The organism is Actinoplanes oblitus (assembly GCF_030252345.1).
In the GTDB taxonomy this organism is placed as follows: Bacteria; Actinomycetota; Actinomycetes; order Mycobacteriales; family Micromonosporaceae; genus Actinoplanes; species Actinoplanes oblitus.
Window position 1 is genome coordinate 7,056,103 of sequence record NZ_CP126980.1, and the last position, 25,518, is coordinate 7,081,620.

Below are 25,518 nucleotides of genomic sequence, written 5' to 3' on the forward strand. Positions count from 1 at the left end.
GACAGCGGGACATGGCGCTCGTCGTCGCCGGGCTGAAGCTTCAGAGGTCTCGAGGCCACCGTCCGCGCGCGTTCCGGTCCCCTCGCCCGGAATGGGTGAGGTAGTCGGTGGACCATTCGACGGCTGCTCCCGGCTGCTCCGAGACGACATTCGCGAAGCAACACATTCGTCCTGGTGGCGAAAGCGGGCTCAAGTAGCACGGCCCGTCACCTTGGAGACGTCCTCACATCCCGGCGACGCCGAGATCCAGCCCGCCACAACGTTCTCGGCGAGGCCCCTTGGTCGCGTGACTACCAGCATTAAGACAAGTTGACGCCCATCTACCTCGTCGGTTCTTAAAGTCCGACCATGAGACGGCGCGAAAAGACGGGTGACATCGGAATCAACTGTCCAGTCAGTCCGTGCGGGGAGTTCGCCGGAGCGAACCTCCAGAGCCCATGGCCCACTCCGCAAAATCGGCCGGTTGAAAGGCTGCAACCGGGTGCCGGCCGATGGCCGGGAGAGGGAGCCTGAGCGATGGCAAGCAAGAATACCTGGGCACCGCTAGAGGCCTATTGGTCTGCTGACGATCTGGTGCGACGCCGTAATAGACTGATCAAAGAAGTCGAGCAGTGCTATCAGCGAGCCCATCCTAGCGGCTCAGGCCCCTCCCGAAGCGAAGTCCAGTCTTGGCGCGAGAGCCTCTATGAGGTCGCGACCACCCTCGTCGATAGCGGGCTGGGGCAGGTCTGGATGTTCATAGAATACCGAGTCGATCCGGGCATGAGCCCCATCGACGTGGTTCTCGCCGGAAGCCATCCGGTGGACGGCTTGAGTTACGCCGCCCTGGAGTTGAAACAATGGGGCTCCGCCGAACGGCCCACCGCCTCGATACCTGCCGGACTCTGCGCCTCCTGCAGATCCGCCGGAGGGTCTCAGCTGTGCAGAAGATGCTCTATCGAGTGCGTTTACGCGCCTTTCTACCAGAAACACAAGAAGCATCCCGCGATTCAGGTACGCGACAATCTGATCGCTCTCAAGAAGCACCACAGCATGTTCGACGACCGCTACATCAACCTCGTCGGCGCCGCCTACCTGCACAACCTCAAGGGCCAGGACGACCAATGGATCAGCCTCGTCGCCCCCTGTCCCGGCATCCCGACCTTCACCGCCCGGCATCCCAATGATCTACGAGAATTCCTCACGAGCAATTTCAGCCCCACATCGGGTGCCAAAGCCGCCCAGGCACTGCTTGAACGCCGCCGCTCGAATCTACCGATCACCAGCGAACTGGGTGCCGTTGTCAACGGGCACACTCGATTCAGCCTGGTAGAGAACCAGCTACGCGCCGTCACCAGCGTGATGGAATCGGTACGAACAGCCGCACCGTCCGGAGCGAAGAAGGTTTTCGTCGTGAGCGGTCGCGCCGGGACCGGAAAGTCGCTCGTCGCGCTCACCCTGCTCGGAAAGGCGCTCGAGAGCCGATACAAAGTGCGTTACGTATCCGGGGGAATCGCGTCACGCGAGACCTTCAAACGCGCCACAATCGGCCAGCGTCACGCGTTCACCACCCTGAACAATATCGCCGACAACATGACGGCCGACGAGCAGGACTTGATCCTTTGTGACGAGGCGCACCGGCTCACCGAGCGGCCGATGAGAGGGTCCTTCTCCGTGCGGCCCGGAGAAACGTCAGTCGCGGTGGTCGTTACGCGCGCCAGGGTGCCAGTCTTCTTCATCGACGGCGACCAGCGCCTGTTCGCTGACGAGGTCTGGAGCCCGGAGGTGCTGAAACGAGAGATCCAGAGCCTAGGCGCCGAGGTCGTACCGATCACCCTGGACAGGCCGCTGCGGGCCGTGGGCAGCGCCACGTACGACACGTGGATCCAGCGATTCCTAGCCGGCGACCCGGTCCCCTGGAATGCCGACGCCGACTCCGATCCGGAGCCCTTCGAGCTGTACTACGCCAACAGCGCCGCCCAGATGGAGGCCTTCCTTCGCAGCAAGGAGGAATCGGGCGCCAGCGCCCGGATCAGCGCCGGCCTGTGCTGGAACTGGACCGACGACACCGGCACCTTCCCGGATGTCACCCCCGACCCTGATTGGGCCCGTCCTTGGAACGCCGGTGACAACCACAAGACGCCGGGCGTGCCGAAGCGACGGTACTGGGCGACCGAGGCCGGGGGTTTCGGACAGATCGGCTGTGTGCACACCGCGCAAGGCCTGGAGTACGAGTGGGGCGGAGTGATCATGGGACCGGATCTCACGTTGGATGGCCGTACTTGGCGGGTGCACCGCGAGCACGTACGCAGCAAAGCAAGCAGAATTCGTAACGATCGGGAGCTCTTGCGGGCGATCTGCAACGCCTACGGAGTCCTCATGACCCGCTCTATCCGCGGCACGGTGCTCTATTCGGTCGACCCGGCTACTCGACAGCTCTTCGCCGACCTCGGCCTCAGCAAGATTTGAAATGCCATCGGCTGTCAGTTCCAGCGCGCTGGGGCTGACAGCCGATGGCGAGCAACTGAATCTGCGCGTTGACGAGGTGAGTAAACGCGCTGCGAACATCACGGGTGCCAGACCTTTCCGGCACGCCGAGCCTCTTGCATCGGGGCCCTCAGCGCCGGCAACGCGGCCGCGTAAGCGGGTTCCGAGACGGCCGCCCGCTCTGCCCGCCGGGCCAGCTGACCAGGGACCCCGCGCACCTCGTCAGCAAGCACGAACTGCGGGCCAGTTCGAAGACCGGGCTCAGCACCGGCGTGGTGCAGGGCAACCACGGGCAGGTCAAGGGGCGGCGAGTTCGCCGAACTGCCAACAGCGAAGTGCTGCTGCACCCGATCAATTCCGGACTGTGGTGCAGCGAGCAACCACGTCGCGATCGAGGTCGTCGGCTTGCAGGGACGACTCGGGATCGAAGGCGGCCGGGAGGCACTGGAGGCGCGGCGAAGTACTTAGGACCAGGTCGGAGGGGGTCGGCACGGCCCTGCGTGTCGGTAACGAGACCCCGGGCCGGGCCAAGTCGGTGACGGGCCGGTTTGTCCAGCGGGATCGCCGGCCCGGGCGCTCCGCCAGCGCGGCAACGACGAAGAGAGCGTCGACCGAAGCAGCCCCGACAAGGAGAGCACCGAGCCAGACGGCGATGACTAGCCGGAGCGGCGACCGGTGAGGCGGCGCCACAGGCGGGACGTCCAGGCTCGCGCGGTCAGCCACAGGACCTGGAGCAGGCTGGTCCCCCGCAACAGCGCCTCACCGGCACAGGCCGACGCCCGGTCCATGATCCGCAACGCGTGGGCATAGTCCTTCGGGTCCTCGCGCAGCTCCCACAGCGCCTCGGCCTGTTCCCAGGCCATCGCGCGGGTGGTGCGGACCAGGATGCGCTGGCTCCAGTCGTCCAGGTCGCCGACGCAGCGGTCGATCTGCAGCTGCCAGGCGGTGGCGAAGCGGCGGCGCAGCAGCGGGATCTGCTGGTAGAAGATCTTGTTGACCAGCAGGTAGTCCGGGTGTTGCGGGCCCTCGCCGGGGTAGCCGAGGCGGTCCCAGGTGGCGAGCAGGGCCAGGGCCAGGTCGTGGTTGATGTGCGCGTTGACGCCGAGGACCGCGGCGTCCATCACCGTCACCTTGTCGTCGTAGGCGCGGCGGAACAGCACCTCCCAGGCGTCGGCCGGATTCTTGCCGGGCACACCCCAGGCGCCGAGCGCCTTGAAGTACAGCCGGGCGAACTCGACGTCGAGGACCTCGAGCCACTCCGGGTCGACGCAGTCCGCGCTGCGCAGGCTGTCGGCGACCTGTTCGGTGATGGTCAGATAGAGGGTGTTGAAGGCCGCGACGCGGTTCTTGCCCGGACTCGGCGGCAGAAGATCAAGGATTTTCTGTACGGCCTTGAGCCGCTCGATCACACCGATGATGTCCTCGGGCTGCTCCTCGACCAGCGCCAGCATCTCCTCCTGCACCGGCGACCAGTCGCTCGCGACGGAGGCGACGGCCAGCGCGATCCGCTGCCGGCCCTCGGCGAGTGCGGCGGCGCTGGACTCCACTCGTTCTCGATCGAAATTCACGTTCTTCATGGTGGGGCTGTCACCCCGTACGGAAAACCTCTTCGGACCGTCGGATCCCTGACGTATCAGCCGAGCCCTTCGGGAATTTCCGGAATCTGCCATCGGCCCGGCGCCGGCCGTCAGGCGCCACCATGGTGCCCATGCCGGTTGCCGTCGCCGATCCCGGGCCGAGAACCGGCTGCGGAGCTGTCCGGGAAGGGACAGCGCGGCCCGGACCAGCGCGTGGTCCGGGCCGGCTCAGGCGTGCGTCACGATCTCGCTGGGTACCTCGATCGCCACGTCGGTGGTGCCGCCGGGCGGGCTGAAGACGGTGAGGTAGCCGTCGAACGGGGACAACCGCCGCTCGATGCCGGTCAAGCCGGTGCCGCGGGCCGGGTCGGCGCCGCCGACGCCGTCGTCGTGCACGGTGACCCGTAGCCGGCCGTCGGTGTAGCGCAGGTCGACGCTCGCCTCGGTGGCCCGCGCGTGCTTGACCACGTTGCCGAGCAGTTCGGAGATGACGAAGTAGACGGCCGACTCGACCGGCGGCGACACCCGGCCCGGCAGGTTCGCGGTGACCTCCACGTGCAGCGGCAGGGTGAGCGCCAGGGACCGGACGGCGTCCACCAGGCCCCGGTCGGCGAGCACCGGCGGGTGGATGCCGCGGACCAGTTCGCGCAGCTCGCGCAGGGCGTTCGCGGAACTGTTCTTCGCCTCGGTGACCAGGGCGAGGGCCTGGTCCGGGTCGTGCTTGAGCAGCGTCTCGGCGGCCGCCAGGGTCATGCCCATGGAGACCAGCCGGGCTTGGGCGCCGTCGTGCAGGTCCCGCTCGATCCGCTGGATCTCGGCGGCCTGCTGGCTGATCGCGTCGGACCGGGTGTCGGCCAGGTGCCGGACCCGGTGGGCCAGATCGGTCCGGCTGCGGCCGTCGAGCATGGCGCCGACCCAGTTGCCGTGCAGGCGCAGGAACCGCCGGCTGAGGTAGAACCCGGCGGTGATCTCGACGGCGGCGAGCACCCCGGCCAGGTTCGCCGTGGTCTGGCCGAGCAGCGGGACGACGATGAACCAGCTGTTGTTCCAGCCCCAGTCCTCCACCAGGATCCGCCAGGTGAACGGCAGAGTCAGGCCGAACGCCCCCTCCAGCACCAGCAGCACCGGCAGCAGGCCGAGGAACGTGCCGACCACCGGGTTGACCAGCAGCCAGCGCAGGTCGCGCCAGGTGGCCGCGTCGTTGACCATCCCCCAGGACCGCTGGAGGTGGCCGGCGAAGCCCGGCTGGGTCACCCGGACCGGCAGGTACTGCTCCTCGACCGCGACGCCCGACCACTCGCGGGCCAGCCGGCGCTGCCGCTCGGTCCGCGCACGGGCCGCGTCCAGCGCCCTCGGCAACAGCGGCACGCCGACGCCGATGGTCAGCACGCTCACGCACAGGTTGATCCAGATCAGCAGGAACAGGTCCGCGGTGGCCAGGCCGGCGAGTTTCAGCCCGCGTACCAAGGAAGTGAACATGCTCGAAGCATGCCAAGCGCGGTACACCGGGTCAGTGGTACTGGGACCACAATCGACTAGGGTCGTCGCGTGCGGCTGATTCTCGCGGAGGACCAATTCCTGCTCCGGGAAGGACTCGTCAAGCTGCTGGAGGCGCACGGCCACCAGGTGGTCCGGGCGGTGACCGACGGGCCGGCGCTGCGGGAGGCGCTCGCGGCCGAGGATTTCGACGTGGCGCTGGTCGACATCCGGCTGCCGCCCACGTTCACCGACGAGGGCCTGCAGGCGGCGCTCGAGGCGCGCCGGGCCCGGCCCGGTCTGCCGGTGTTGCTGCTCTCCCAGTACGTCGAGCAGCTCTACGCCACGGAACTGCTCGCGGACGGGGCCGGCGGGGTGGGCTACCTGCTGAAGGACCGGGTGTTCGACGGGGAGCAGTTCGTCACCGCGCTGCGGACGGTGGCCGGTGGCGGCACCGTGATGGACGAGGACGTGGTCTCCGGCATGGTCGGGCGCAGCGATCGGCTCGCCTCGCTGACCGCGCGGGAGCTGGAGACGCTGGGACTGGTCGCGCAGGGGCGGTCGAACGCGGCGATCGCGGCCCGGATGTTCGTCACCGAGAAGGCCGTCGCGAAGAACATCAACAGCATCCTGGCGAAGCTCCAGTTGCCGCCGTCGACCGACGACAATCGCCGAGTGATGGCCGTCCTCGCCTATCTGGGCGCCTGAACCCCGCAGATCAACCCCTTTCCGGTACGCCCACAGCTCCCGCCGCAGCAGCCCGTCAACCCGGCCCGGCTGGCCGTGACGGTGGTCTCCGGACCGCCGACACCACCGTCAGCACCAGCCGCCCGACCCGGCTGGCCGCCACGGTGGTCTCCGGGGCGCTGACACCACCATGAGCACCAGCCGCCCGACCCGGCTGGCCGCCACGGTGGTCTCCGGGGCGCTGACACCACCATGAGCGCCAGCCACACGACCGGGCTGGCCGTGACGGCGCACCGATCCGGCCACCGGTGGCCGCTACGGCTGCGGAGCTGACCCCGCAGGAGCGGCAGATCGCGGCCCGGGACGGTCGGTCGAGCACCGAGATCGGCGCGGAACTGTTCTTGAGCAGCCGCACCGTCGAGTGGCACCTGCGCAAGCTCGGGATCGCCAACCGGCGCGAGTTGCGGCCCGCCTTGCCGCACCGGGAACCCGGTGCACGGTACGAGGACCGCGCGCCCGCCCCCGCCGTACCGAAAACCGGTCCTGATCCTGATCGGTCAGAGCAGGCCACTGTCGCGGGCCAGGGTGACCGCCTCGGTGCGTCGCGAGGCGCCCAGTTTGCGATAGACCGACCGCATGTGCGCCTTCACCGTGTTCACCGAGACGCCGAGGTCGGCGGCGATCTCGGCGGCCGTGAGCATCGTCGCGAGATAGCGCAGGACCTCGGTCTCCCGCTCGCTCAGGCTCTCCACCGGCTGTTCGCCGCGGACCGGTCGCAGGGTCCCGACGAAGTCCGCGACCAGCGGGGTCAGCAGCCGCGCCCGCTGCAGCAGGGCGTCCAGTCGCGGGTCGGCGGGTATCAGGAACGGCCGGCGGATGTCCTCGCCGGCGGCCAGCGTCACCGCGTCGGCCAGCAGGTCGGCGGCGTGCACCGGCTGCCCGCGGGCGTCGGCCAGCAGCGCGGCCAGGATGCCGCTCTCGATCCGGCCGACGGTGTCCCGCTCGGCGGTGGTCACCTCGGCGAGCAGGCTCTGCGCCCGCCGCAGGTCCCCCTTGGCGAACGCGGCCCGGGCCAGCGGCAACGGCTCGGATCCGCCCGGATCGGCGCCCGCGGCCTGGTCGACCGCGGCCTCGGTGCGGGCCAGCCAACGGTCCAGGGCCGGCACCCGGATCCGCGGATGCCGGTCCCGCCGGGCGTCGTCGAAGAATTTCCGGGCGGCGGCGACATCACCCCGGGCAGCGGCGAGCCGGGCCTGCACCCCGACCGCGACGAGCCACTGCGCCGCCTCCGGGTCGCTGTGGTGACCGCGCAGCCCCTCCCGCAGCGCCTGCCCGGCCCCGTCCAGGTCGTGGCGTTCCAGCCGGACCAGGGCCAGCGCGAAATACGCGGCAACGGTCTGCAACGCGTAGCGCCAGCCGCGCGACTCGGCCAGCTCGACAGCGCCGCCGGCCAGCGTGGCCGCCTCCCGCACCGACCCGGACATCACCTTGAGCAGCGCCAGGTGGCCGGTCGCGTTGATCTCGGCGAGCTCGACGCCGGCCACCCGCGCGGCGTACGAGCCGGCCCACAGCTCGCGCTCCGCCTCGCCGGTCCGGTCCAGCCAGAGCAGGGCGACTCCGCGGTTGTTCAGGGCGATGGCCCGGTGCTGGGCGATCGCCGGGACCGGCACCGTCCGGGCGCTGCCGAGCAGGTCGACCAGCCGGTTCGCGCCGGCCAGCAGCGCCGGCATGTCGCCGGCCGCCCGGTCGGCGGACAGTTGCAGGGTGCGCGACATGATCTCGACCGGTTCCCGGGTGCCGGCCGGCCGGTCGCGCAGCAGCTCCCGGGCGGCGTACAGCCGGGCCGGGATGCCGTCGTAGTCACCGGCGTGGAACAACAGCAGGGCCGCGCAGATCATCAGCTCGGGGGTGGCGGTGAGCCGCTCGGCCGGGACGCCGCGGAGGATTCGCACCAGGGCCGGGCGGTGCGCGGACACCATCAGCGGGGCGGCCTGGGTGGTGACCAGCCGGCCGACGTAGGCCCAGTCGCGCGCCGACACCGCGTGGGCGAGCGCCTCCAGCACCGAGTTGTTCGCCGCGTGCCAGCGGGCCGCGCGGCGGTGCAGGTCCGGCACCACGGCCGGGCTCTCCAGCCGGAGCCGGTGCCCGAGCACGTCGCGCAGCAGCTGGTGGTAGCGGAACCACAGCGGTTTCGCGCCGAGCCGGACCACGAAATCGTTGTCGTGCTCCAACTCCTCGAGGATCCGCTGCCCGTCGGTGCGCTGGGTGATCGCGTCGGCCAGGCCGGCACAGACGTTCTCGCAGATGCTGGTCTGCAACAGGAAGCGCCGCTGCCGGCGGGTCCGGTCGGCCAGCACCTCCTCGGTCAGGTAGTCGTCCACCCCGCGCACGTCCCCGGTGAAGTCGGTGATCGTGCGGGTGCCGTCGTGCCCGGCCAGGAACGTGGCCGCCAGCTGCAACCCGGTGGCCCACCCCTCGGTGCGGTCCACCAGGGTGGCCATCTCCTCGGCGGACAGCGCCAGCCCGTGCCGCCCGACGATCTCGGCCGCCTCGTCGGGCGCGAACGCCAGGTGCTCGGCCCGGATCTCGGCGAGCTGCCCGGCGGCGCGCAGCCGGTGCAGGCGCAGCGGCGGCTCGGCCCGGCCGATCAGCAGCAGCCGCAGCGGCGCCGGCGGGTGGCGCAGCAGGTCGGTCAGCTCGCCCAGCACGTCCGCGTCGTCGATCTCCTGGAGGTCGTCGACGACCAGCACAGTGCCGGCGGGCAGCCGGGCCAGCCCGGCGGCGAACAACCGGCCGCGCTCGCGCGGGTCGGCTGGCACCGCCACGAGATCGGCGAGCGGGTTGCCGGCCGGTACCGCGCCGGCCACCCGCAGCGCGGCCAGCAGGTAGGACCAGAACACCTGCGGGTCGTTGTCGTGCCGGTCGACGCTGAGCCAGGCGACCGGCAGGCCACGCTCCTGAGCCCAGCCGGAGACGCCGGTGGTCTTGCCCCAGCCGGCGCCGGCGCAGATCAGCGTGACCGGTTTGCCGAGCGCGGCGTCCAGCAGGTCGTGCAGGCGCTGGCGGGCGACGCCGCCGCGGATCGTGCGCGGGCGCGACGTCTTCGCCGCGACCAGCGGTTGCAGGACCGCGGGCGCGACTCGGCCGGGTGTTTCCGCGTCCGCGCTCAATGCCTCCCCCGTCCCGTCCTATCACGATGGCCGCGGCAGTCGGATGCCGTCAATCGTCCCTCGTACGTTTGCTCAGCGGCCGCCAGTCGACGTCTGGTCATAATCGGACAGCTGGCACCGTTAGGAAACACTGAGCCTGGCCAGGATCTTGCGCATGTGCCACTCCACCGTGCGCGGGCTCAGGAACAGCGCCGCAGCTCGGCCGTCTCGCCTCCCCGGCCCGGCAGCCTACCGGGGGAAGTCGTCGGGGCACGCCAGAGGCCGAGGAGGCGGTACGGCAGCGCACCGCCTACGTCACCATCCTCATCGGAGCGCGCGACGCCTGCCGGTGGCCGACGTGCCGGCGATACGGGCCCCCGGGACCGGGTCAGCCGATCAGCGCGATCAGGTCCGCCTCGCTGCCCCGGAACGCGTTGCAGTCACACGTGTGCTGACCGCCGATCACGCTGTCCGAGGAGAACTGCAGGATCGCCGGGACCCGCCCGCTGTACGGCGCCCACCCCGGATGCCGGTCCTGCCCGGTGTGCTGCCACTCGGTACGCCAGTCGGCCGGCGCGCCGGACCCGCGGTAGTCGGACGCCCACAGCGGATCGGTGCCCGGGATGCTGTCGCCGTACGCCCATTTCGGCGCGTAGTGGAACCCCACCGGCTTGCCGGTCCGCCTGTTCAACTCGGTCAGCAGCGCCGCGCCGGTCTTCGGGCTGACGTGGTCGTAGACCACCCCGTGCGAGTCCCGCCACACCTCGGTGTCCACCTGCCAGCGGAACCGCTGGTGCCCGATCAGCCCGGGTGCCTGCGCGTCGAGCGTGTCGACGGCGAACCGCGCCTGGTCGGCGACCGGCCGCCCGGAGCGGGCCACCACGTAGGCGCCGAACCACACCATGCCCGCGTCGCGCGCCGCCGTGAGCATCTCGCCGCACCGCTTGTGCACCGTCCGGCCGCCGCCACCCCACTCGCTGACCTTGTGGGTGAAGAAACGGATCCCCTCGTCGTGCGCGGCCCGCAGGTGCCCGGTCCGCATCCCGCGCCCGTAGTCGAAGTCGGACGCGTCCCAGCCGAACACGAACCCGCCGCTGGGCACCAGCCCGGCGGTGCGGAAGAGCCGGGCGAAGTCGTCCGGCCACACCTGCCCGAAGAACCGGGTGCCGGGCATCTCGGCCCGCTGGAACGCGGTCACCGCGTCCGCCGTGAGCTTGCCGAACAGCCCGTCCGCCCAGTCGGCCGCGGGATCGGTCACCCCCGGCACGTACCCCTTGCGGATCAGCTGGCGCTGGATCTCCCGCACCCACGCCTTGTCCTCCGGCGTGGCCCCGCCGTGCGCCTGCGCCGGACCGCCGAGCCGGCCGAAATAGTGTCCACTCGGCAGCCGCCAGGTGGTCGAGAAAGCCATCTGCCTCTCCTCACCGACTGGTCGACCGGATCGCCACAGGTGGTCGTCCGTGTCGTGTTCGTGAGCGATCCCCCGACTCTCGACACCGCGGTCCCAGATCGGCAGCCATCTGTCCTCGATCCAGCCCAGCCGCCGCGTCCGCTCACCGCGCCAGGCGATCCGTTCCCACTGCGCGCCGACCGCCTGTCCGCTTCCACCCACCCCGCCGAGCGTGTGTCGGCTTCCACCCACCCCGCCGACCGCCTGTCCGCTTCCACCCACCACGCCGAGCGCCAGGCAGTCGATCCACTTCCGGTTTCACCCTTTTTTCGGTACGACTTGGCGTCCCGTGGCAGTCGGCTCGCGAGGCCGCGGCCACTGCGGACCGCGGCGCGTGTCGTGCGGGTCCGCTGACGGCCGGGGCAGAACTACGAGGCGTTCCGACCCGGCCACCGAGCATCGCGGGCCGGCTGTCACGGGACGCCGCGTCGTACCGGACAAGGATCCGGACCATCCCGGCGGTGTCGCGGCAGCGCGGATGGTTTGTCCGAAGTGGAACACGGGGCGGACGGATTTCCGGGGCGGGAGCAGAATGACCTGATGGGACGGCCTGACTACGGGTTGGACGCGCCGCCGGTGGTGTACACGTTCGCCGGGGTGACGGTGCTCGGGGCGCTGGTCACGGCGGCCGGGGTGGGGTTCGGGCACTGGCCGGTGACAGCGATCGGCGTGCTGTGGCTGGCGATCGGGGTGCTGACGGTGATCGCCATGGTGCTCTCGTCACGCGTCGGAAAGGTGCGGCTGCGGGACCGGCTGCTCGATCGGGAGCGGCTGGCCGAGGACGCCGACGTGCTGGATCTCGGGCCGGGGCGGGGGCTGATGCTGCTCGGGGCGGCGGTGCGGGCGCCGCGCGGGACGGCTACCGGGATCGACCTGTGGCGCGCCGGCGACCAGGGCGGGACCAGCCGGGAGAACTGCCTGGCGAACGCCCGCCGTCTCGGGGTCGCCGACCGGGTGTCCCTGGTCGACGGCGACATGAGCGACCTGCCGTTTCCCGACGGGTCGTTCGACCTGGTCACCGCGTCACTGGCGGTGCACAACATCGCCGACCGGGCGGCCCGGAACCGGACCGTCCGGGAGGCGGCGCGGGTGCTGCGGCCCGGCGGGCGACTGCTGCTGATCGATTTCAGTAAGACCGCCGAGTACGCGGAGGACGCCGCGGCCGCCGGGCTGGTCGAGGTCGAACGGTCCGGGCGCCTGTTCTCGATGTATCCGCCGGTGCGGGTGGTCACCGCCGTCAAGCGCTGACCGGCGGCGCGGTCCGACGACGAGCGCCGCCGGCTGCCCGCGGCCCGCACGAGCCGGCGGTGACCACCCGCGGACCCGCACGACACGCGTGGCGGTCCGGAGCGGCGGCGGTCTCGCGGGCCGGTTGCCAGGGGACGCCAAGTCGTACCGGAAAATGGTTGTCACAAGGCGGCGCGGCTGACGTCGGTGCGGGCCACCGGGGATTATCGGGGCGCCGGGCGGGTACCACAGGGAACTCACGCAGGTCGATGTCAGCTGTGGAGGCGGCATGACCAACACCGCACCTGTCGCGCGCGCCGACAAGGCGTTCTTCGGGCAGCCCCGGGCACTCGCCAACCTGTTCGGGGTGGAGCTGTGGGAACGGTTCTCGTTCTACGGCATGCAGGGCATCCTGCTGATCTACCTGTATTACGCGGCGGCCGACGGCGGACTGGGGATCAACCAGGACACCGCGACCAGCATCGTCGGGGCGTACGGCGGCGCCGTCTACCTCTCCACGGTGCTGGGCGCCTGGGTCGCCGACCGGCTGCTCGGCGCGGAACGGGTGCTGTTCCTCAGCGCGATCCTGGTGATGTCCGGGCACCTCGCGCTGGCGCTGCTCCCCGGCCTGCTCGGCGTCGGCGCCGGCCTGACGCTGGTGGCGGTGGGCAGCGGCGGCGTCAAGGCGAACGCCACCTCGCTGGTCGGCAGCCTCTACGACGAGCACGACGAACGCCGGGACGCCGGGTTCTCGCTGTTCTACCTCGGCATCAACCTGGGCGCGCTGGCCGGGCCGCTGCTGACCGGGCTGCTGCAGGAGAACGCCGGCTTCCACTGGGGGTTCGGGCTGGCCGCGGTCGGCATGGCGATCGGCCTGACCCAGTACACGCTCGGCCGCCGCAATCTGCCGCCTTCGGGCCGCGAGGTGCCGAACCCGCTGCCCGCCGCGCGCCGCCCGCTGGCCGCTGGGGTGTTCCTGGCGATCGTCGCGGCCATCGTGATCTCGGCGCTGACCTGGCTGTCCGCGGACCGGCTGTCCACTGTCGTGGTGGTGCTGAGCGTCCTGGCCGCGGCCGGCTACTTCACGGTGATCCTGACCAGCCGGAAACTCGACGGTACCGAGCGGCGGCGGGTGCTGGCGTTCCTGCCGATGTTCCTGGCCAGTGCCGCGTTCTGGTCGCTCTACCAGCAGCAGTTCACCGTCGTGACGATCTACTCGGACCAGCGGCTGGACCGGAACCTCGGCGGCTGGGAGATGCCGGTCTCCTGGGTGCAGTCGATCAATCCGGTGTTCATCATCGTGCTGTCCGGGGTGTTCGCGGCGCTCTGGACCCGGCTCGGCGACCGGCAGCCGTCCACGCCGATCAAGTTCGCCGCCGGCACGGTACTGATGGGCGTGGCGTTCCTGCTGTTCCTGCCGTTCGCCGGCGGCGGACCGAACAGCACCCCGCTGCTCGCGCTGGCCGGCATCCTGCTGGTGTTCACCGTGGCCGAGCTGCTGCTCTCCCCGGTCGGGCTGTCGCTGGCCACCAAGCTGGCGCCGCACGCCTTCCACACCCAGATGGTGGCGCTGTTCTTCCTGTCGGTCGCGCTGGGCACGGCGGCGTCCGGCACCCTCGCCCGGTTCTACGATCCCGGCCACGAGACGGCCTACTTCGGGATCCTCGGCGCGGTGGCGATCGTCCTGGGGCTGGCGCTGGCCGCGGCGGCCCGCCCGATCACCCGGCTGATGGGCGGCGTCCGCTGACCACGGTCCCGTGCCACACTATGGATCATGAGAGCGCTGGCCGTGTTCGACGTCGACGGGGTGGTCGCCGACGTACGGCACCGGCTGCGGCACATCGCGAACCGGCCGAAGGACTGGGCGGCCTTCTTCGCCGCCGCCGACCGTGACCCGGCCCTGGCCGACGGGGTGGAGCTGGTCCACGAGTTCACCCGCGACCACGACCTGGTCTGGCTCACCGGCCGCCCCGAACACCTGCGGGTGGTGACCGAACGCTGGTTCGCCCGGCACGGCCTGCCCGCCGGGCGGCTGCTCATGCGGCCGGCGCACGACCGGCGGCCGGCCCGCGACTACAAGGCGGACCGGCTGCACGGGCTGGCCGCCGACCGGACCATCGCGGTGGTCGTCGACGACGATCCGGACGTGGTGCGGCGGCTGAAACGGGACGGTTTCCCGGTGCGGCTGGCCGACTGGGTGCCGCACGAGAAGACGCTGCGGCAGGCACAGGAGCGCGACGGGCGTACCTGAAGCGGGTGCGCCGGTGCTCGTCGGCGCCGGCCACCCGCCCGGTATCCGTCTTACTTGGTGGTGCGCCGTTACTTGGTGGTGCGCCGTTACTTGGCGGCGCGGCTTTACTTGGCGGTGCGGCTTTACTTGGCGGCGCGGCTTTACTTGGTGGCGCGGCCGGTCAGCTTGTCGCGGAGCCGGTCGACCAGGCCGACGCCCGGTCCGACCAGCTTGTGGAAGAGCTCGCTGTTCGGCGCGCCCGGGTGCGGCCGGGTCGGCGCCAGCTTCTTCGCGGTCTCCACCTTGCCGGCCAGCTCGGCCAGCTCGTCCCGCGGGATGAGCCGGCGCAGCTGCGGGAACTGCTCCGACTCCTCGTCCTGCACGTGGTCGGCGAGCACCGTCTCGAGCTTGCGCAGCTTGGTCTCGAACTCGGCGCCGGACACGTCGACGTCCTCGAGCGCCTTCATCGTCGCCTCGAGCTCCTTGTGCTCCTCGATGTCGTGCTCGACGGCCTTCTCGCCCTCCGGCAGGTACTTCTTCATCGCCGGGTAGATGTACATCTCCTCGGCGACGGCGTGCCGCACCAGCTCGCTGATCGCGGTGTCGGTCAGGTCGCGACGGATCATCGGGTCGGCGACCTGCCAGATCTCTCCGATCAGCGCGGTCACGTCACGGTGGTCGCTGATCAGCACGTCGAACACGTCGGCGCGGGCCGTGTCAGTCACAATCTCCTCCAGGGATCACATCCATCAGACCTGCCACCGCATACCCAGGAACCGCTCCGTTAGTCACGCCGCCGGCTGGTGCCGCGGCTTCGCCGCCGGGACGTGTCGCGGGTTCACGGCCGGACCTACCCCGGCGTCACGGCCAGACCTACCCCGGCGTCACGGCCAGACCTACCCCGGCGTCACGGCCAGACCTACCCCGGCGTCACGGCCAGACCTACCCCGGCGTCACGGCCGGACCTACCGCGGCTTCGCGGCCGGGCCGCCGGTCGCGGTGGCGGATGATCGCGGTCAATGCGGAGTTGCGGCCGGTCGCGGTCCGCTGTCCGCGCGGTCCGCCCTTTCCAGTACGCCCGCGGCACCCGGCTGGTCGTGATGGTGGTGTGAGCGGCGCTGATACCACCACGGGCGCCAGCCCCGCCGCCGTGGCGTGCCTGCACCTGCGCACTTCCCGTGAGCCTGCGGCTGGCCGTCACGGTGGTATCCCGGCACGCGACACCACCCAGAGCACCAGCCGCCCCACCCGGCTGGCCGTCACGGTGGTCTCCGAGCACGGCAGACCACCCTGAGCACTAGCCACGGAAACTGGCTGGGCAGGACGGTGGCATCCCGACACGGCAGACCACCCTGAGCACCAGCCACGGGGACCGGGCTGGCCGTCACGGTGGTATCCGAGCACGGCAGACCACCGTCAGCACCAGCCGCCACACCCGGCTGGCCGTCACGGTGGTCTCCGAGCACGGGAGACCACCCTGAGCACCAGCCACGGGGACCCGGCTGGACAGGACGGTGGTGTGAGGGCTTGGGAGACCACCGTGAGCACCAGCCACGGGGACCCGGCTGGACAGGACGGTGGTGTGAGGGCTTGGGAGACCACCGTGAGGGCCAGCCACGGGGAGCTGGCTGGACAGGACGGTGGTGTGAGGGCTTGGGAGACCACTGTGCGGGCCGGCTGCGGGACGGATGGGGCGTGGACATGGGGAGTGGGGGCGGGTGAGGATCCCGGGGTGCGGTGGGTGATGACGGGGCGGGGGTTGCGGCGGTGGGTGATGACGGGGCGGGGGTTGCGGCGGTGGGCGATCCACGCGTTCGCGGCGTTCGGGGTGGTGGCGCTGCTGCTGCAGTCCTATCAGGCGGTGTGGGACAGGCCGCTGTGGCCCGGGCACGCGGGGACGGTAGCGGCCGCTGTCGCGATCGGCTCCCTGGGGTACGGCCTGGTCCGCACCCGCCCCGCGACGGCAGTGGTCCGGGAGTTGAAGCGACCCGGGTGCCGGATCGAGGTGGTGCCCGGTGACCTGTTCGAGCAGGACGACGCGCACCTCGTGATCGGGTTCACCGACACCTTCGACACCGACGTCACCGACGACCGGGTGGTGCAGGCCGGCAGCGTGCAGGGACAGTTCCTGACCCGGGTCTACGGCGGTGACCGGGAACGCCTCGACGCCGACCTGGACAAGCTGCTGGCCGAGGAGCCGGTGGTGACCGAGTTGACGCGCGCCACCAAGCCGTACGGAAAACTGCGCCGTCATCTCGTCGGGACCGTTCTGGTGCTCGGGGACCCGCGCCGGCATTTCTTCGCTGTCGCCTACAGCCGGATGGGGCCGAACCTGGTCGCCCAGTCGTCGGCGGACCAGCTGTGGCAGAGCCTGAGCCGGCTGTGGGCCGCCGTGCACGAGCACGGGCAGCGGCGCCCCCTGGCGATGCCGGTGGCCGGCGCCACGCTGGCCCGGGTGGACGCGCTCGATCGGGAGGCGCTGCTGCGGCTGATCCTGCTGTCCTTCGTGGCCGCCTCCCGCGATCACCTGATCACCACCCGGCTGCGCGTGGTGCTGCGCCCGGACGAGTTCGCCGAGGTGAACCGCGCCGAGCTGCAGGCGTTCCTGGACGCGATCTGAGCGCGAGCGGGCGTTGCCCGGTGGGACCGGGCGTGATTGAGTGGACACGCCACGACATCCTGGGGGCTTTCGTGACCGCAGCCGCCTCCCGCCGGCCGAACCCCTGGGCCCCCGGCACCTTCCTCGGCAGCCTTCCCGCCGAGGTCGCCCTGGCCCTGGTCGCCGGCAGTGTGAAGCGTCAGTTCGCCGCCGGCCGCGCGCTGCTGCGCGAGGGCACCCGGGACACCCACGTCTTCCTGCTGATCCGCGGCTTCGTCAAGGCGACCACGGCTGTCGACGGGGTGGAGACGCTGCTCGGCATCCGGATTCCCGGCGAGGTGGTCGGTGAGATCGGGGCGCTGACCGGCGAGCCGCGCACCGCGACGGTGACCGCGTGCGGGCCGGTCACCGCCGGGCAGGTCAGCCGCGCCGAGTTCGAGGCGTTCCTGCGGCGGCGGCAGGACGCGTCGGCGCTGGTGGTCACGGCGATGGGCCGGCAGCTGCGGTGGGCGAACCGGCGGCGGGTGGACTTCGCCGCGTTCCCCGCGCACATCCGGCTGGCCCGGTTGCTCGCCGAGATCGCCGACGTGTGCGGGCGGCCGCGGCCGGACGGCAGCGTCGAGATCGCGGTGCCGCTGAGCCAGCCGGACCTGGCCTCGATGATCGCCATCGCCCAGGCGACGGTGCAGAAGGCGCTGCACGAGCTGCGCGACCGCGGGCTGATCGCCACCGGTTACCGCCGGCTGATCATCACCGATCTGGAGAAACTGCGGGTCGCCGCCGAACTGTGACCGGTAATTCCGCCAGACCCCCTATTTGTAGGAGATCCGGTCGGTGCGGTGAGCCCACTATCGGGCGGTGAGGGTCGCGGCGCCGGTTCGCGAAACCGGACAACCGGCCGATAACCGATGTCATCCCGGCGAGTGTGACAGGCCGGACGACGAGTGGGTAAACCCCTTGAGGCAATTAACTTGATCACTCCAGCGGACCACAATCGGCAGTCCACCCTCGGAATCCGGCGAGCACGCGAGGGAGCACATCCTGGACACCCACGACCACGGCGGGGAACCGTCGTGAGCGGCCACATCGTCGGCCGCGCCGGTGAGCTCGCGGTACTGCGCCAGGCACTCGACGACACCAAGGACGGCCGCGGTGGCTGCCACGTCGTCGTCGGGCCGCCCGGGATCGGCAAGTCCCGGCTGCTGCTGGCGGCCGGTGACCACGCCGACGAGCGGGACATCGCGGTCGCCGCCCGCGAGGCGTTCCGGCACGATCTCGCCGCGCCGCTGGTCACCCTGGCCGGCGCGCTGCGCGCGTGCAGCCCGCCGACCGGCGACTTCGCCTGGTTGTCCGGCGTGGACGACCAGCCGGCCGGGAACTACGCCAAGATCCTCCGGTTGCGTGACTCGCTGGAGCGGTTCGCCGCCGCCCAGCCGCTGCTCATCGTGATCGACGACGCGCACTGGATGGACGAGCTGAGCGCGCTCGCCGTCCGCGAGCTGGTGCCGGCGCTCGCCTCGTTCCCGATCCGCTGGCTGCTGGCCAGCCGCACCCAGCCGGGCGACACCCCGGGCGGGCAGACGCTGAGCTGGCTGTCGCAGCGCGGCACCGCCATCCACCTGGACGTGCTCGACGACGAGGCGACCGAGCGGCTGTGCACCGAGCGGATCGGCGCCCGGGTAGACAACACGGTGCTGGCCCTGGTCGCCGGCTGCGGCGGATACCCGCTGCGGATCGAGCAGCTGCTGGACGCGCTGGTGGCCACCAAGCAGATCATGATCGCCGACGGGATCGCCACGGTGGTCGGCGAGGACCTGCCGTCCAGCTTCGTCGCCACGGTCCGGGAGATGGTCGGCAGCCTCTCCCCCGACGCGCAGCGGCTGCTGCGCTCGGCGTCGGTGCTGGACCGGCCGTTCGACATCGAGAGCGCGGCGCGGCTGATGGGCAGCACCGACCCGGCCGAGCTGTTCGGGCTGATTGACGAGGTGACCACGTCCGGCCTGCTGGTCGAGGACCAGGACGGGCTGGTGTTCCGGCACGCGCTGGTGCACCAGGCGGTGCAGAACAGCCTCGGGAACTCCCAGGCACGGCTGCTGCACGGCAAGGCGGCGGTGCTGGCCCGGGAGCACGGCCGCCCCACCGCGGAGATCGCGGGTCATCTGTTGCGCAGTGGGCGGGTCGGCGCCGGGGCGGCTGTCGACATGCTGCGCGGCACGGCCGCCGGGGTCGCGGCAACGGCCCCGGCGACTGCCGCCGACCTGATGTGCCAGGCGTTGCAGGCGATCGGCGAGCACGATCCGGCGCGGCCGGCGATCGTCGCGGACACGGTCGGCCTGCTCGCCGCGGCCGGCCGGGTCACCAGGGCACACGAGCTGGGCACCGAGGCGCTGCGCACCGAGCTGGACCCGCCCACCCGGGCGACCGTCCTGCTCGGGCTGGCCGAGGCGTTCCAGCACGCCGGGCGGAACGCCGAGGCCGCCCGGTACGCCGAGGACGGCCTGAACCAGTCGAAGATCGCCGAGGAGGTCCGGGCCCGGCTGCTCGCGATCCGCGCGCACACCGCGTTCGCCCTGGACGACCTGGCCGTGGCGGAGGCCTCCGGCGCCGAGGCGAGCCGGATCGGCCGGGAGCACGAGCCCGGCGCCGCAGTCCTCGGCCTGACCGCGCGCAGCCTGGTGGCCGGGGCCGAGGGCCGCCTCGACGACGCGCTGCGGCACGCGAGCGAGGCCACCGAGCTGGCCGACGCGGCAGGCGGCCCGGCGCCGCACCGGCATCCGCGGCTCTGGCTGGCGAACGCGCTGACCGCGCTGGACCGGTTCGACGAGGCGGAGCAGGCGCTGCGCCACGGCCGGCCGGAATCCGACGCGCTGGGCGCCGCGTGGGCGCAGCCGCTCTGGCACTACTACTGGGCGGCGTTGCTGACCGCCCGGGGCCGGCTCGACGACGCGGTGGCCGAGGCCGACGCCGGGGTGACCACGGCGGAGCAGCTGACCGCGTACCGGCTGGCCGTGCCGCTGCTCGGCACCCTGATCCGGCTGGCGGTGCTGCGCGGCGACCTGCCGCAGGCGCGCGGCCTGCTGGACCGGATGCGACAGCTGCGGGCCACCGGGATCACCGCGGCGCCGGAGGACGCGGCCTGGGCCGAGGCGACACTGCTGTGCGCCGAGGGCGCCGGGCCGGAGGCGTTCGCGCTGATGCGCGGCTTCTACGACACCGCGATCGACCGGCCCACCCTGCTGGTGCGGGATCCCGGCGCCGTCGCCGGCCTGGTGCGGCTGGCCGCGGCGGCCGGGGAGCGGGAACGCGCGGAGGCGGTGGTGGCAAGCGCGGCGCGGCTGGCGCGGCGCAACCCGCTGTCGCACGCCGCGGCCGGGGCGGCCGAGCACGCTACGGGGGTGCTCGGCCGCGACCCGCGCCGGCTGCGGGCCGCGATGACCGAGTTCCGGCTCGGCCGGCGACCGCTGGCCCTCGCCGCTGCCTGCGAGGACGCCGCCGACCTGAGCCGCGCGGCGGGCGACCGGGCCGGCGCGCGGGCCCGCTACGACGAAGCGCTGGCGCTGGTCACCTCGGCCGGCGCGCACGGCGTACGGCGGCGGCTGGAGTCCGGCCTGGGCGTCTGGCTCGGGGTCAGCGCGCCGGAGCCGGCCCCGGGCCGGCACGGGACCGGCCTGCCCGGGCTCTCCCCCGCGGAACGCCCGGTGGCGCTGCTGGTGGCCCGGGGCATGACCAACATCGTGGTGGCCCGGCAGCTGAACCTCTCCCCGCACACGGTGGACAGTCACCTCCGGAAGATCTTCATGAAGCTGGACATCCGCAGCCGCGTCGAGCTGGCCGCCCTGGTCGCCCGGGAGTGCCCGGACTAGCACCGGTTCGCCGGACGCGGCCGCCTCGGCGCCGGGCGCTAATCCCGAGGACGCGTGATGTGCCGCGCCGGCCGGCCGGCCAAGGATGGCGGTAGGTGTCGCCGACGTGCCGGGAAGGACCGGAATTGATCAGTACGACCGTATCCCGCACCCCGGTGCTCGTGGTCGGCGCCGGCCCGACCGGCGCCGTGCTCGCCCTGGAACTGGCCCGGCACGGCGTGCCCAGCCTGGTCGTCGAACGCGCCTCCCGCCCACCACACCACCCCGAGCTCAACCTGGTCGGCGGCCACACCCTGGACCTGTTGCGCCGGCTCGGCGTGGCGGAGCGCATCCTCGCCGCCGGCCTGGACCCGGACGGTCACGACACCGCGGTGTGGAGCCGGTCGATCGGCCGCCGGCCGGTGGCCACCGCCCCGCTCCCGCCACCCGACCGGCCGGGAGCGGACGGGCCGGGGGTGCTGGTCACCGGCACCGACCTGGTCGTCCGGCTGCGCGAGGCGGCCCGCGCCCACCCGCTCGTCGACCTGCGCGAGGGCTGGATCTTCACCGATCTGCGGCCGGTCACCGGCGGCGCGGTGGCGACACTGCTCGACGGGCACACCGGCATCCGGCACACCGTCGCGGCCGATCACCTGGCCGGTTGCGACGGCGCGCGGAGCACCGTCCGCAGATGCCTGAGCGTGCCGATGGACGAGACGCTGACCAGCGGGCACTACTACACGATCCAGTTCCGCAGCGAGCACCTGGCGCGCCGGTTCCCCCGGCCGGCCACGCTGATCGCCGACGGGATCGCGCTGACCCGTTGCTCCGGGCCCGGCATGTGGCTCGGCCACCTGCCGCTGGACGACCCGGACGCGGAGACCGCCGACCCGATCGCGCTGCTGCACAGCAAGCTCCCGGACGCCCTGGCCGCCTCGCAGATCCTCGAGGTGACCCAGTGGCCGGACCCGCTCGGGGTGGCCCGCACCTACCGGCGCGGCGCCGCCTACCTGGCCGGGCAGGCGGCGCACACCCTGCACCCGCCGAGCATCACCGTCGACACCTGCCTCGGCGACGCCGCCGACCTGGGTTGGAAGATCGCCGCCACGGTGCACCGCTGGGCCGGTCCGGGCCTGCTGGACAGCTACGAGCGGGACCGCCGGCCGCACGCCGTCCGCGACCGCGGGCTGCTCTCCCGGGAGCTGGCGACGCGGCGGCGGTTCGGCCGGCTGGCGGCGGCCGGCGCGTCCCGGGAACGCCTCGCCGGGGTACTGCGCCGGGACGAGCTGCGGCACGCCGGGGCCGGTACGCCGCCCCGGCTGCCGACCGACTGGCTCGGCCCGCAGTTCACCCTGGTGGACGCGACCGAGTCGGGCAGCGGCCGGGCTCTCGTGGCGACGGCGCGGACCCGCGGCATCCCGATGACCCACCTCGCGGTGGCCGACGCGCCACCGCGCAACCGCTGGCCGGACCGGCTGGTGCTGATCCGGCCGGACCAACTCGTGGCGTGGCAGTCGGCCGGCGAGACGGCCGACTGGGACGGCGTCCTCGATCGGGTGACCGGACGCCCGCCCAGGATCACGTGAACACGTGATGTGTCGCCCGCCCCGCTCCGGACACGCTCAACTGGCGAATGCGCCGACCCGAAAAGGACCGAGAACGATGACGAGGGCAATCGCGGATCTGGACAACACCGTCGTGGGCGGCTGGGTACGCCGGCTGGCCGGCAACGCCTCGCCGCGGCGGAACCACTGGAACACCCGGACCACCTACTACCGGGCCGCCGTGGCGGTCCTGAACGCCGCCCCGCGCACGGCGGTCACCTGGAAGTCGGTCGTCGCGGCGGCCCAGCCGTACGGGTGCCGCAGCACGTTCTACGAGGTGGCCGGCGCGCACGCCCGGCACCGGATGATCGACGACCTGATCGGTGACGGGCGCGCCGACTCGTTGCAGATCGCGCTGCGCTACCTGCGGGTGGACGCCGTGGAGCAGCTGATCGACGAGGCCAAGGTGTGGTCGTTCTGGCTGCACCGGCAGCAGCTGACCCGCCGGCTGACCGCCCAGATGACCACCGGCGAGCTGGAGAACGAGCTGATCGCCGAGGTGACCGCGTGGGCCCGGCGGCGGCCGGCGCTGGCCCGGGCGAACGGTGCCACGCCGCCGGCCTGCGCCGTGGAGGACCTGACCGTGCTGCACGGGCGCCGGCTGTCCGGCACCCAGGCCGCCAACCAGCTCACCGAGGTGGTGCGGGACGCGCTGTGACGGCGGGACGGCTCCGGGCGTACCGGAGAACGGGGTGACCGGGACCGGAAGCGGACCGTGCGGTCAGAGGAGGCCGGCGAAGCGATCGGTGTCGAGCCAGTCGGTGCCGGAGGTGTCGATCGGGAAACCGGCGATCCGCAACCGCTGGGCGATCTGCTGCACGAAGATCTCGCGGTCCCGCCGGGTGTCGCCGGCCAGCCGCACCACCTCGCGCCCGTCCAGCTCGGTGACCCGGCCGGGCCCGCCGATGCGCACCACCATGGTCCGTTCCGGGTGCGACGCGAGCGCCTGACCGGCCCGGATGAGCGTGTCGGGATAGGTCCCGTCGAGGTCGTCCGGGGTGAGCAGGACCAGTGACGCCGGGCCGATCGCGAAGCCGGCCCGCAGCACCTCCTCGCGGTACGGCATCGGCTTGCCGGTCCGGGCCAGGACCTCCTCCCAGTCCAGGGGGTGCAGGTTCAGCGAGCGCAGCAGCCCGAAGACGGCCGCGCGGGCCCGCTGCTCGCGGCCGTGGATCACGAAGATCTCCCGGCGGGCCGGCTCCGGGCCGGCCGGTGCGGCCGGGGTCACCGACCCGCCGGTCCACAGCCAGGCGGTCCGGCGGAACGTCTTGACCCGCACCTCGACGCTGCGGAACTGGTTCGCGTCCAGCCCCTCGTAGCCCTCACCCACCACGTCCTCGTGGGTGCGGTCGGTGATCAGCGCGACCACGTCGGCGTCCGGATGCTCCACGACCGCCTGGCGCAGCGCCGGGCTGTCCAGCAGCCGGCCGATACCGATGATGGTGTTGTCGCTGAACCCGATCGCGGCCGCCGCGAACGGCCCGGAGCCGACCGCGAGACGCAGCCGGATCCGGTCGGCCGGGTGCGCGGCATTGTCGGCGACCAGGCAGGCCCGCCAGCCGTGCAGCAGTTTCGGCAGCGCGAGGTGGGTCGGCACGCCGGCCGGCAGCACCACCATCATGCCGTCGCCGGCGTCCTGCCGGTCGGTCTCGTGCGGTTTCAGGCCGAGGCCCTCGAGCACCCGCTCGACCATGCCCGCGACGCGGCGCTGCACCTCGTTGCGGCTCGGCGCGGTCCGGGAGCTGTAGTCGACGACGTCGATGCCGAAGCCGACCCGGTGCTCGACGCCGGAGCGCGCCGCCGCGGTGGCCGGCGGCCGCTGCTCCGGGATCAGTTTCGCCGTCCGTTCGGCCTGCTCCCGGGTGGCTTCCAGATATTCCACCTCGTCGCCGATCCGGTCGGCCAGCCAGGTCGCGAGCTCGGCGTCGGCGGGCAGCTGCGGAGCGACCGCCTTGGCCAGGTTGGCCCGGGCGATCTCCACGCTGCGCGCCATCCGGCGCAGGCCGCCGAGCGCCGCGACCAGTTCGGCCTCGTCGGCGGTGTACTCGGTGAGGTCGGCCGGGCCGCTCGGCTCCACCCGGTCGAGCACCCGGGAACGCAGCGCCCGCAGCCCACCTGCGTCCAGTACCCGGGCGTGGTAGCGCAGCTTGGTGGCGTGCAGCAGGTAGCGGCCCAGGGGCGGCAGCGCGGAGTCGCCGGCGCTCCAGGCGAACTCGCTGAGGGCGCGTTCCTGGCTCGGCCGGCCGACGATCACCAGCCGCCGGTCGGGGCCGCCGCCGGTCGGGGTGACCTCCCAGGCGGCGAAGCCGTTCAGCACGCAGCGGTTGGTCCACCAGCCGGCGCCGTCGTCGGACCGGGCGGGCACCGCGTCGCGGACCCCGGCGCCGGCCGGGTCGGCGGCCCGGGCCAGGTAGACGATCGCGCCGCCGAGCAGCCCGCCCGGATCGGTGCCGCGCAGCCGCTCCCACCAGCGGGCGTGGTCGTGCCAGCCCGGCTGCAACGCGTAGCCCGGCCGCTGGGAGATGCCGAAGGAGACATTGAGGACGTCGTGCTCCCGGCGGACTATCGCCTGGCAGCGCAGCGCCGGATCCTGCAGCCCGGCGAGCGCGCCGTCCGGCTCCTGCGCCGGGTCGGCGGGCAGTCCGGCGGCCAGGTCCGCGGCGAGGATCGGCTCGGTCATCCCCAGCTGGGTACGGCATCGCTCCCAGAACCCGTCGAGCCAGGCGAGCGCCGTGGCGGCGTCGGGCCCGTCCAGCGGCGCGTACAGGTGGGCGACGAACTCCTGGTCAACGAGCTCGCTGGTCGTCATGCTCCCCCTTCGGCAGCGGTTTGCCGGTGAGCCGGTGCACCAGCTCGTTGCGCCGTTCGAGGACCCGCGCCGGAATGCCGGCGGCCGGGGCGCTGCCGATCGGGATGAGCCGGAACGACTCCCGCAGGCTCTCCAGCCCGATCGTGGCGTCCTCCAGCTCCACCAGGTCCCCGGCGTCGAGCGCCGCCTCGATGCGGTCCAGCACCCGGGAGACCGTCGCCCAGCGCTCCGGCGCGGTGGTGAGCAGGACCAGATCGTCCAGCGCGTCGACGGCAGCGGTCACGGACGCGGCGTCCCAGTGCTCGGGGAGGTCCATGGTGGGCACTGTAGCCAGCGCCGGGGCGTCGCGCCTCCACCGAGCAAACGACCCGTTCCGAGATCCGGCTGTTTAGCATCGGTCAC

General features: G+C 72.3%; 17 protein-coding genes and 1 pseudogene. 11 read left to right on the forward strand and 7 right to left on the reverse strand.

Translation table 11 applies throughout. The annotated features are described in order from the left end of the window. Window positions 1-516 precede the first annotated feature (516 nt). Window positions 517-2,448: a DNA/RNA helicase domain-containing protein gene (locus tag Actob_RS31860; RefSeq protein WP_284915556.1), complete on the forward strand. Its 1,932-nt coding sequence runs from the start codon at window positions 517-519 to the stop codon at window positions 2,446-2,448. 674 nt (window positions 2,449-3,122) lie between these two features. Here Actob_RS31860 and Actob_RS31865 read toward each other — a convergent pair. Then, on the reverse strand, window positions 3,123-4,034 hold the full coding sequence (locus tag Actob_RS31865) for a DUF5995 family protein (protein WP_284915557.1): 912 nt from the start codon (window positions 4,032-4,034) through the stop codon (window positions 3,123-3,125). Window positions 4,035-4,271: 237 nt separating this feature from the next. Then, on the reverse strand, window positions 4,272-5,522 hold the full coding sequence (locus tag Actob_RS31870; RefSeq protein WP_284915558.1) for a sensor histidine kinase: 1,251 nt from the start codon (window positions 5,520-5,522) through the stop codon (window positions 4,272-4,274). Between the two features lie 69 nt (window positions 5,523-5,591). Between Actob_RS31870 and Actob_RS31875 the strand changes: the two genes are divergently transcribed. Together Actob_RS31875 and Actob_RS44120 are read left to right on the forward strand one after the other, a co-directional pair. Beyond that, complete coding sequence (locus tag Actob_RS31875) at window positions 5,592-6,227, forward strand: response regulator transcription factor (RefSeq protein ID WP_284915559.1); 636 nt, start codon at window positions 5,592-5,594, stop codon at window positions 6,225-6,227. Between the two features lie 287 nt (window positions 6,228-6,514). After that, window positions 6,515-6,610: pseudogene (locus Actob_RS44120) on the forward strand (hypothetical protein); the annotation flags it as partial. A gap of 153 nt (window positions 6,611-6,763) precedes the next feature. Here Actob_RS44120 and Actob_RS31885 read toward each other — a convergent pair. After that, window positions 6,764-9,376, reverse strand: a complete 2,613-nt coding sequence (locus Actob_RS31885; RefSeq protein ID WP_284915560.1) for a LuxR C-terminal-related transcriptional regulator — start codon at window positions 9,374-9,376, stop codon at window positions 6,764-6,766. A gap of 367 nt (window positions 9,377-9,743) precedes the next feature. Then, window positions 9,744-10,766, reverse strand: a complete 1,023-nt coding sequence (locus Actob_RS31890; RefSeq protein ID WP_284915561.1) for a peptidoglycan-binding protein — start codon at window positions 10,764-10,766, stop codon at window positions 9,744-9,746. A 579-nt stretch (window positions 10,767-11,345) separates the two neighbouring features. On the opposite strand from Actob_RS31890, the gene Actob_RS31895 reads away from it, so the two are divergent. The 3 genes from Actob_RS31895 to Actob_RS31905 all read left to right on the forward strand — a co-directional run bounded on the left by Actob_RS31895 (window position 11,346) and on the right by Actob_RS31905 (window position 14,283). Beyond that, window positions 11,346-12,053, forward strand: coding sequence for a class I SAM-dependent methyltransferase (locus tag Actob_RS31895; protein ID WP_284915562.1), 708 nt, complete (start codon window positions 11,346-11,348; stop codon window positions 12,051-12,053). A 268-nt stretch (window positions 12,054-12,321) separates the two neighbouring features. Next, a complete protein-coding gene (locus Actob_RS31900; protein WP_284915563.1) occupies window positions 12,322-13,779 on the forward strand; it encodes a peptide MFS transporter in 1,458 nt (485 codons plus the stop codon). Between the two features lie 27 nt (window positions 13,780-13,806). Next, window positions 13,807-14,283, forward strand: coding sequence for a phosphatase domain-containing protein (locus Actob_RS31905; protein ID WP_284915564.1), 477 nt, complete (start codon window positions 13,807-13,809; stop codon window positions 14,281-14,283). 140 nt (window positions 14,284-14,423) lie between these two features. On the opposite strand, the gene Actob_RS31910 is transcribed toward Actob_RS31905, so the two are convergent. Next, window positions 14,424-14,987 (reverse strand): hemerythrin domain-containing protein, encoded by a 564-nt coding sequence (locus Actob_RS31910; RefSeq protein WP_284915565.1) that lies wholly within the window; start codon window positions 14,985-14,987, stop codon window positions 14,424-14,426. A 1,049-nt stretch (window positions 14,988-16,036) separates the two neighbouring features. On the opposite strand from Actob_RS31910, the gene Actob_RS31915 reads away from it, so the two are divergent. The 5 genes from Actob_RS31915 (at window position 16,037) to Actob_RS31935 (ending at window position 22,965) form a co-directional block, all read left to right on the forward strand. Next, a complete protein-coding gene (locus Actob_RS31915; RefSeq protein WP_284915566.1) occupies window positions 16,037-16,882 on the forward strand; it encodes a macro domain-containing protein in 846 nt (281 codons plus the stop codon). 32 nt (window positions 16,883-16,914) lie between these two features. After that, the gene (locus Actob_RS31920; RefSeq protein WP_284915567.1) at window positions 16,915-17,652 is read left to right on the forward strand and encodes a Crp/Fnr family transcriptional regulator; all 738 of its coding nucleotides are present in this window, start codon (window positions 16,915-16,917) and stop codon (window positions 17,650-17,652) included. Between the two features lie 282 nt (window positions 17,653-17,934). Then, complete coding sequence (locus Actob_RS31925) at window positions 17,935-20,724, forward strand: helix-turn-helix transcriptional regulator (protein WP_284915568.1); 2,790 nt, start codon at window positions 17,935-17,937, stop codon at window positions 20,722-20,724. 125 nt (window positions 20,725-20,849) lie between these two features. Continuing rightward, on the forward strand, window positions 20,850-22,289 hold the full coding sequence (locus Actob_RS31930) for an FAD-dependent monooxygenase (protein WP_284915569.1): 1,440 nt from the start codon (window positions 20,850-20,852) through the stop codon (window positions 22,287-22,289). Between the two features lie 76 nt (window positions 22,290-22,365). Next, the gene (locus Actob_RS31935; protein WP_284915570.1) at window positions 22,366-22,965 is read left to right on the forward strand and encodes a hypothetical protein; all 600 of its coding nucleotides are present in this window, start codon (window positions 22,366-22,368) and stop codon (window positions 22,963-22,965) included. 63 nt (window positions 22,966-23,028) lie between these two features. On the opposite strand, the gene Actob_RS31940 is transcribed toward Actob_RS31935, so the two are convergent. Together Actob_RS31940 and Actob_RS31945 are read right to left on the reverse strand one after the other, a co-directional pair. Then, window positions 23,029-25,116 carry a CATRA conflict system CASPASE/TPR repeat-associated protein gene (locus Actob_RS31940; RefSeq protein WP_284915571.1) on the reverse strand — a complete coding sequence of 696 codons (2,088 nt, stop codon included), beginning with the start codon at window positions 25,114-25,116 and terminating at the stop codon, window positions 23,029-23,031. Beyond that, on the reverse strand, window positions 25,094-25,432 hold the full coding sequence (locus Actob_RS31945; RefSeq protein ID WP_284915572.1) for a CATRA system-associated protein: 339 nt from the start codon (window positions 25,430-25,432) through the stop codon (window positions 25,094-25,096). Before Actob_RS31945 ends, Actob_RS31940 begins: the two co-directional genes overlap by 23 nt. Between the last annotated feature and the right edge of the window lie 86 nt (window positions 25,433-25,518).

Excerpts from the sequence above, each read along its gene's own strand:
- Actob_RS31945 (WP_284915572.1), bottom strand. The coding sequence starts at position 25,432 with ATGGACCTCCCCGAGCACTGGGACGCCGCGTCCGTGACCGCTGCCGTC.
- Actob_RS31935 (WP_284915570.1), top strand. The coding sequence starts at position 22,366 with ATGACGAGGGCAATCGCGGATCTGGACAACACCGTCGTGGGCGGCTGG.
- Actob_RS31860 (WP_284915556.1), top strand. The coding sequence starts at position 517 with ATGGCAAGCAAGAATACCTGGGCACCGCTAGAGGCCTATTGGTCTGCT.
- Actob_RS31915 (WP_284915566.1), top strand. The coding sequence starts at position 16,037 with ATGACGGGGCGGGGGTTGCGGCGGTGGGCGATCCACGCGTTCGCGGCG.
- Actob_RS31900 (WP_284915563.1), top strand. The coding sequence starts at position 12,322 with ATGACCAACACCGCACCTGTCGCGCGCGCCGACAAGGCGTTCTTCGGG.
- Actob_RS31895 (WP_284915562.1), top strand. The coding sequence starts at position 11,346 with ATGGGACGGCCTGACTACGGGTTGGACGCGCCGCCGGTGGTGTACACG.
- Actob_RS31870 (WP_284915558.1), bottom strand. The coding sequence starts at position 5,522 with ATGTTCACTTCCTTGGTACGCGGGCTGAAACTCGCCGGCCTGGCCACC.
- Actob_RS31940 (WP_284915571.1), bottom strand. The coding sequence starts at position 25,116 with ATGACGACCAGCGAGCTCGTTGACCAGGAGTTCGTCGCCCACCTGTAC.
- Actob_RS31890 (WP_284915561.1), bottom strand. The coding sequence starts at position 10,766 with ATGGCTTTCTCGACCACCTGGCGGCTGCCGAGTGGACACTATTTCGGC.
- Actob_RS31905 (WP_284915564.1), top strand. The coding sequence starts at position 13,807 with ATGAGAGCGCTGGCCGTGTTCGACGTCGACGGGGTGGTCGCCGACGTA.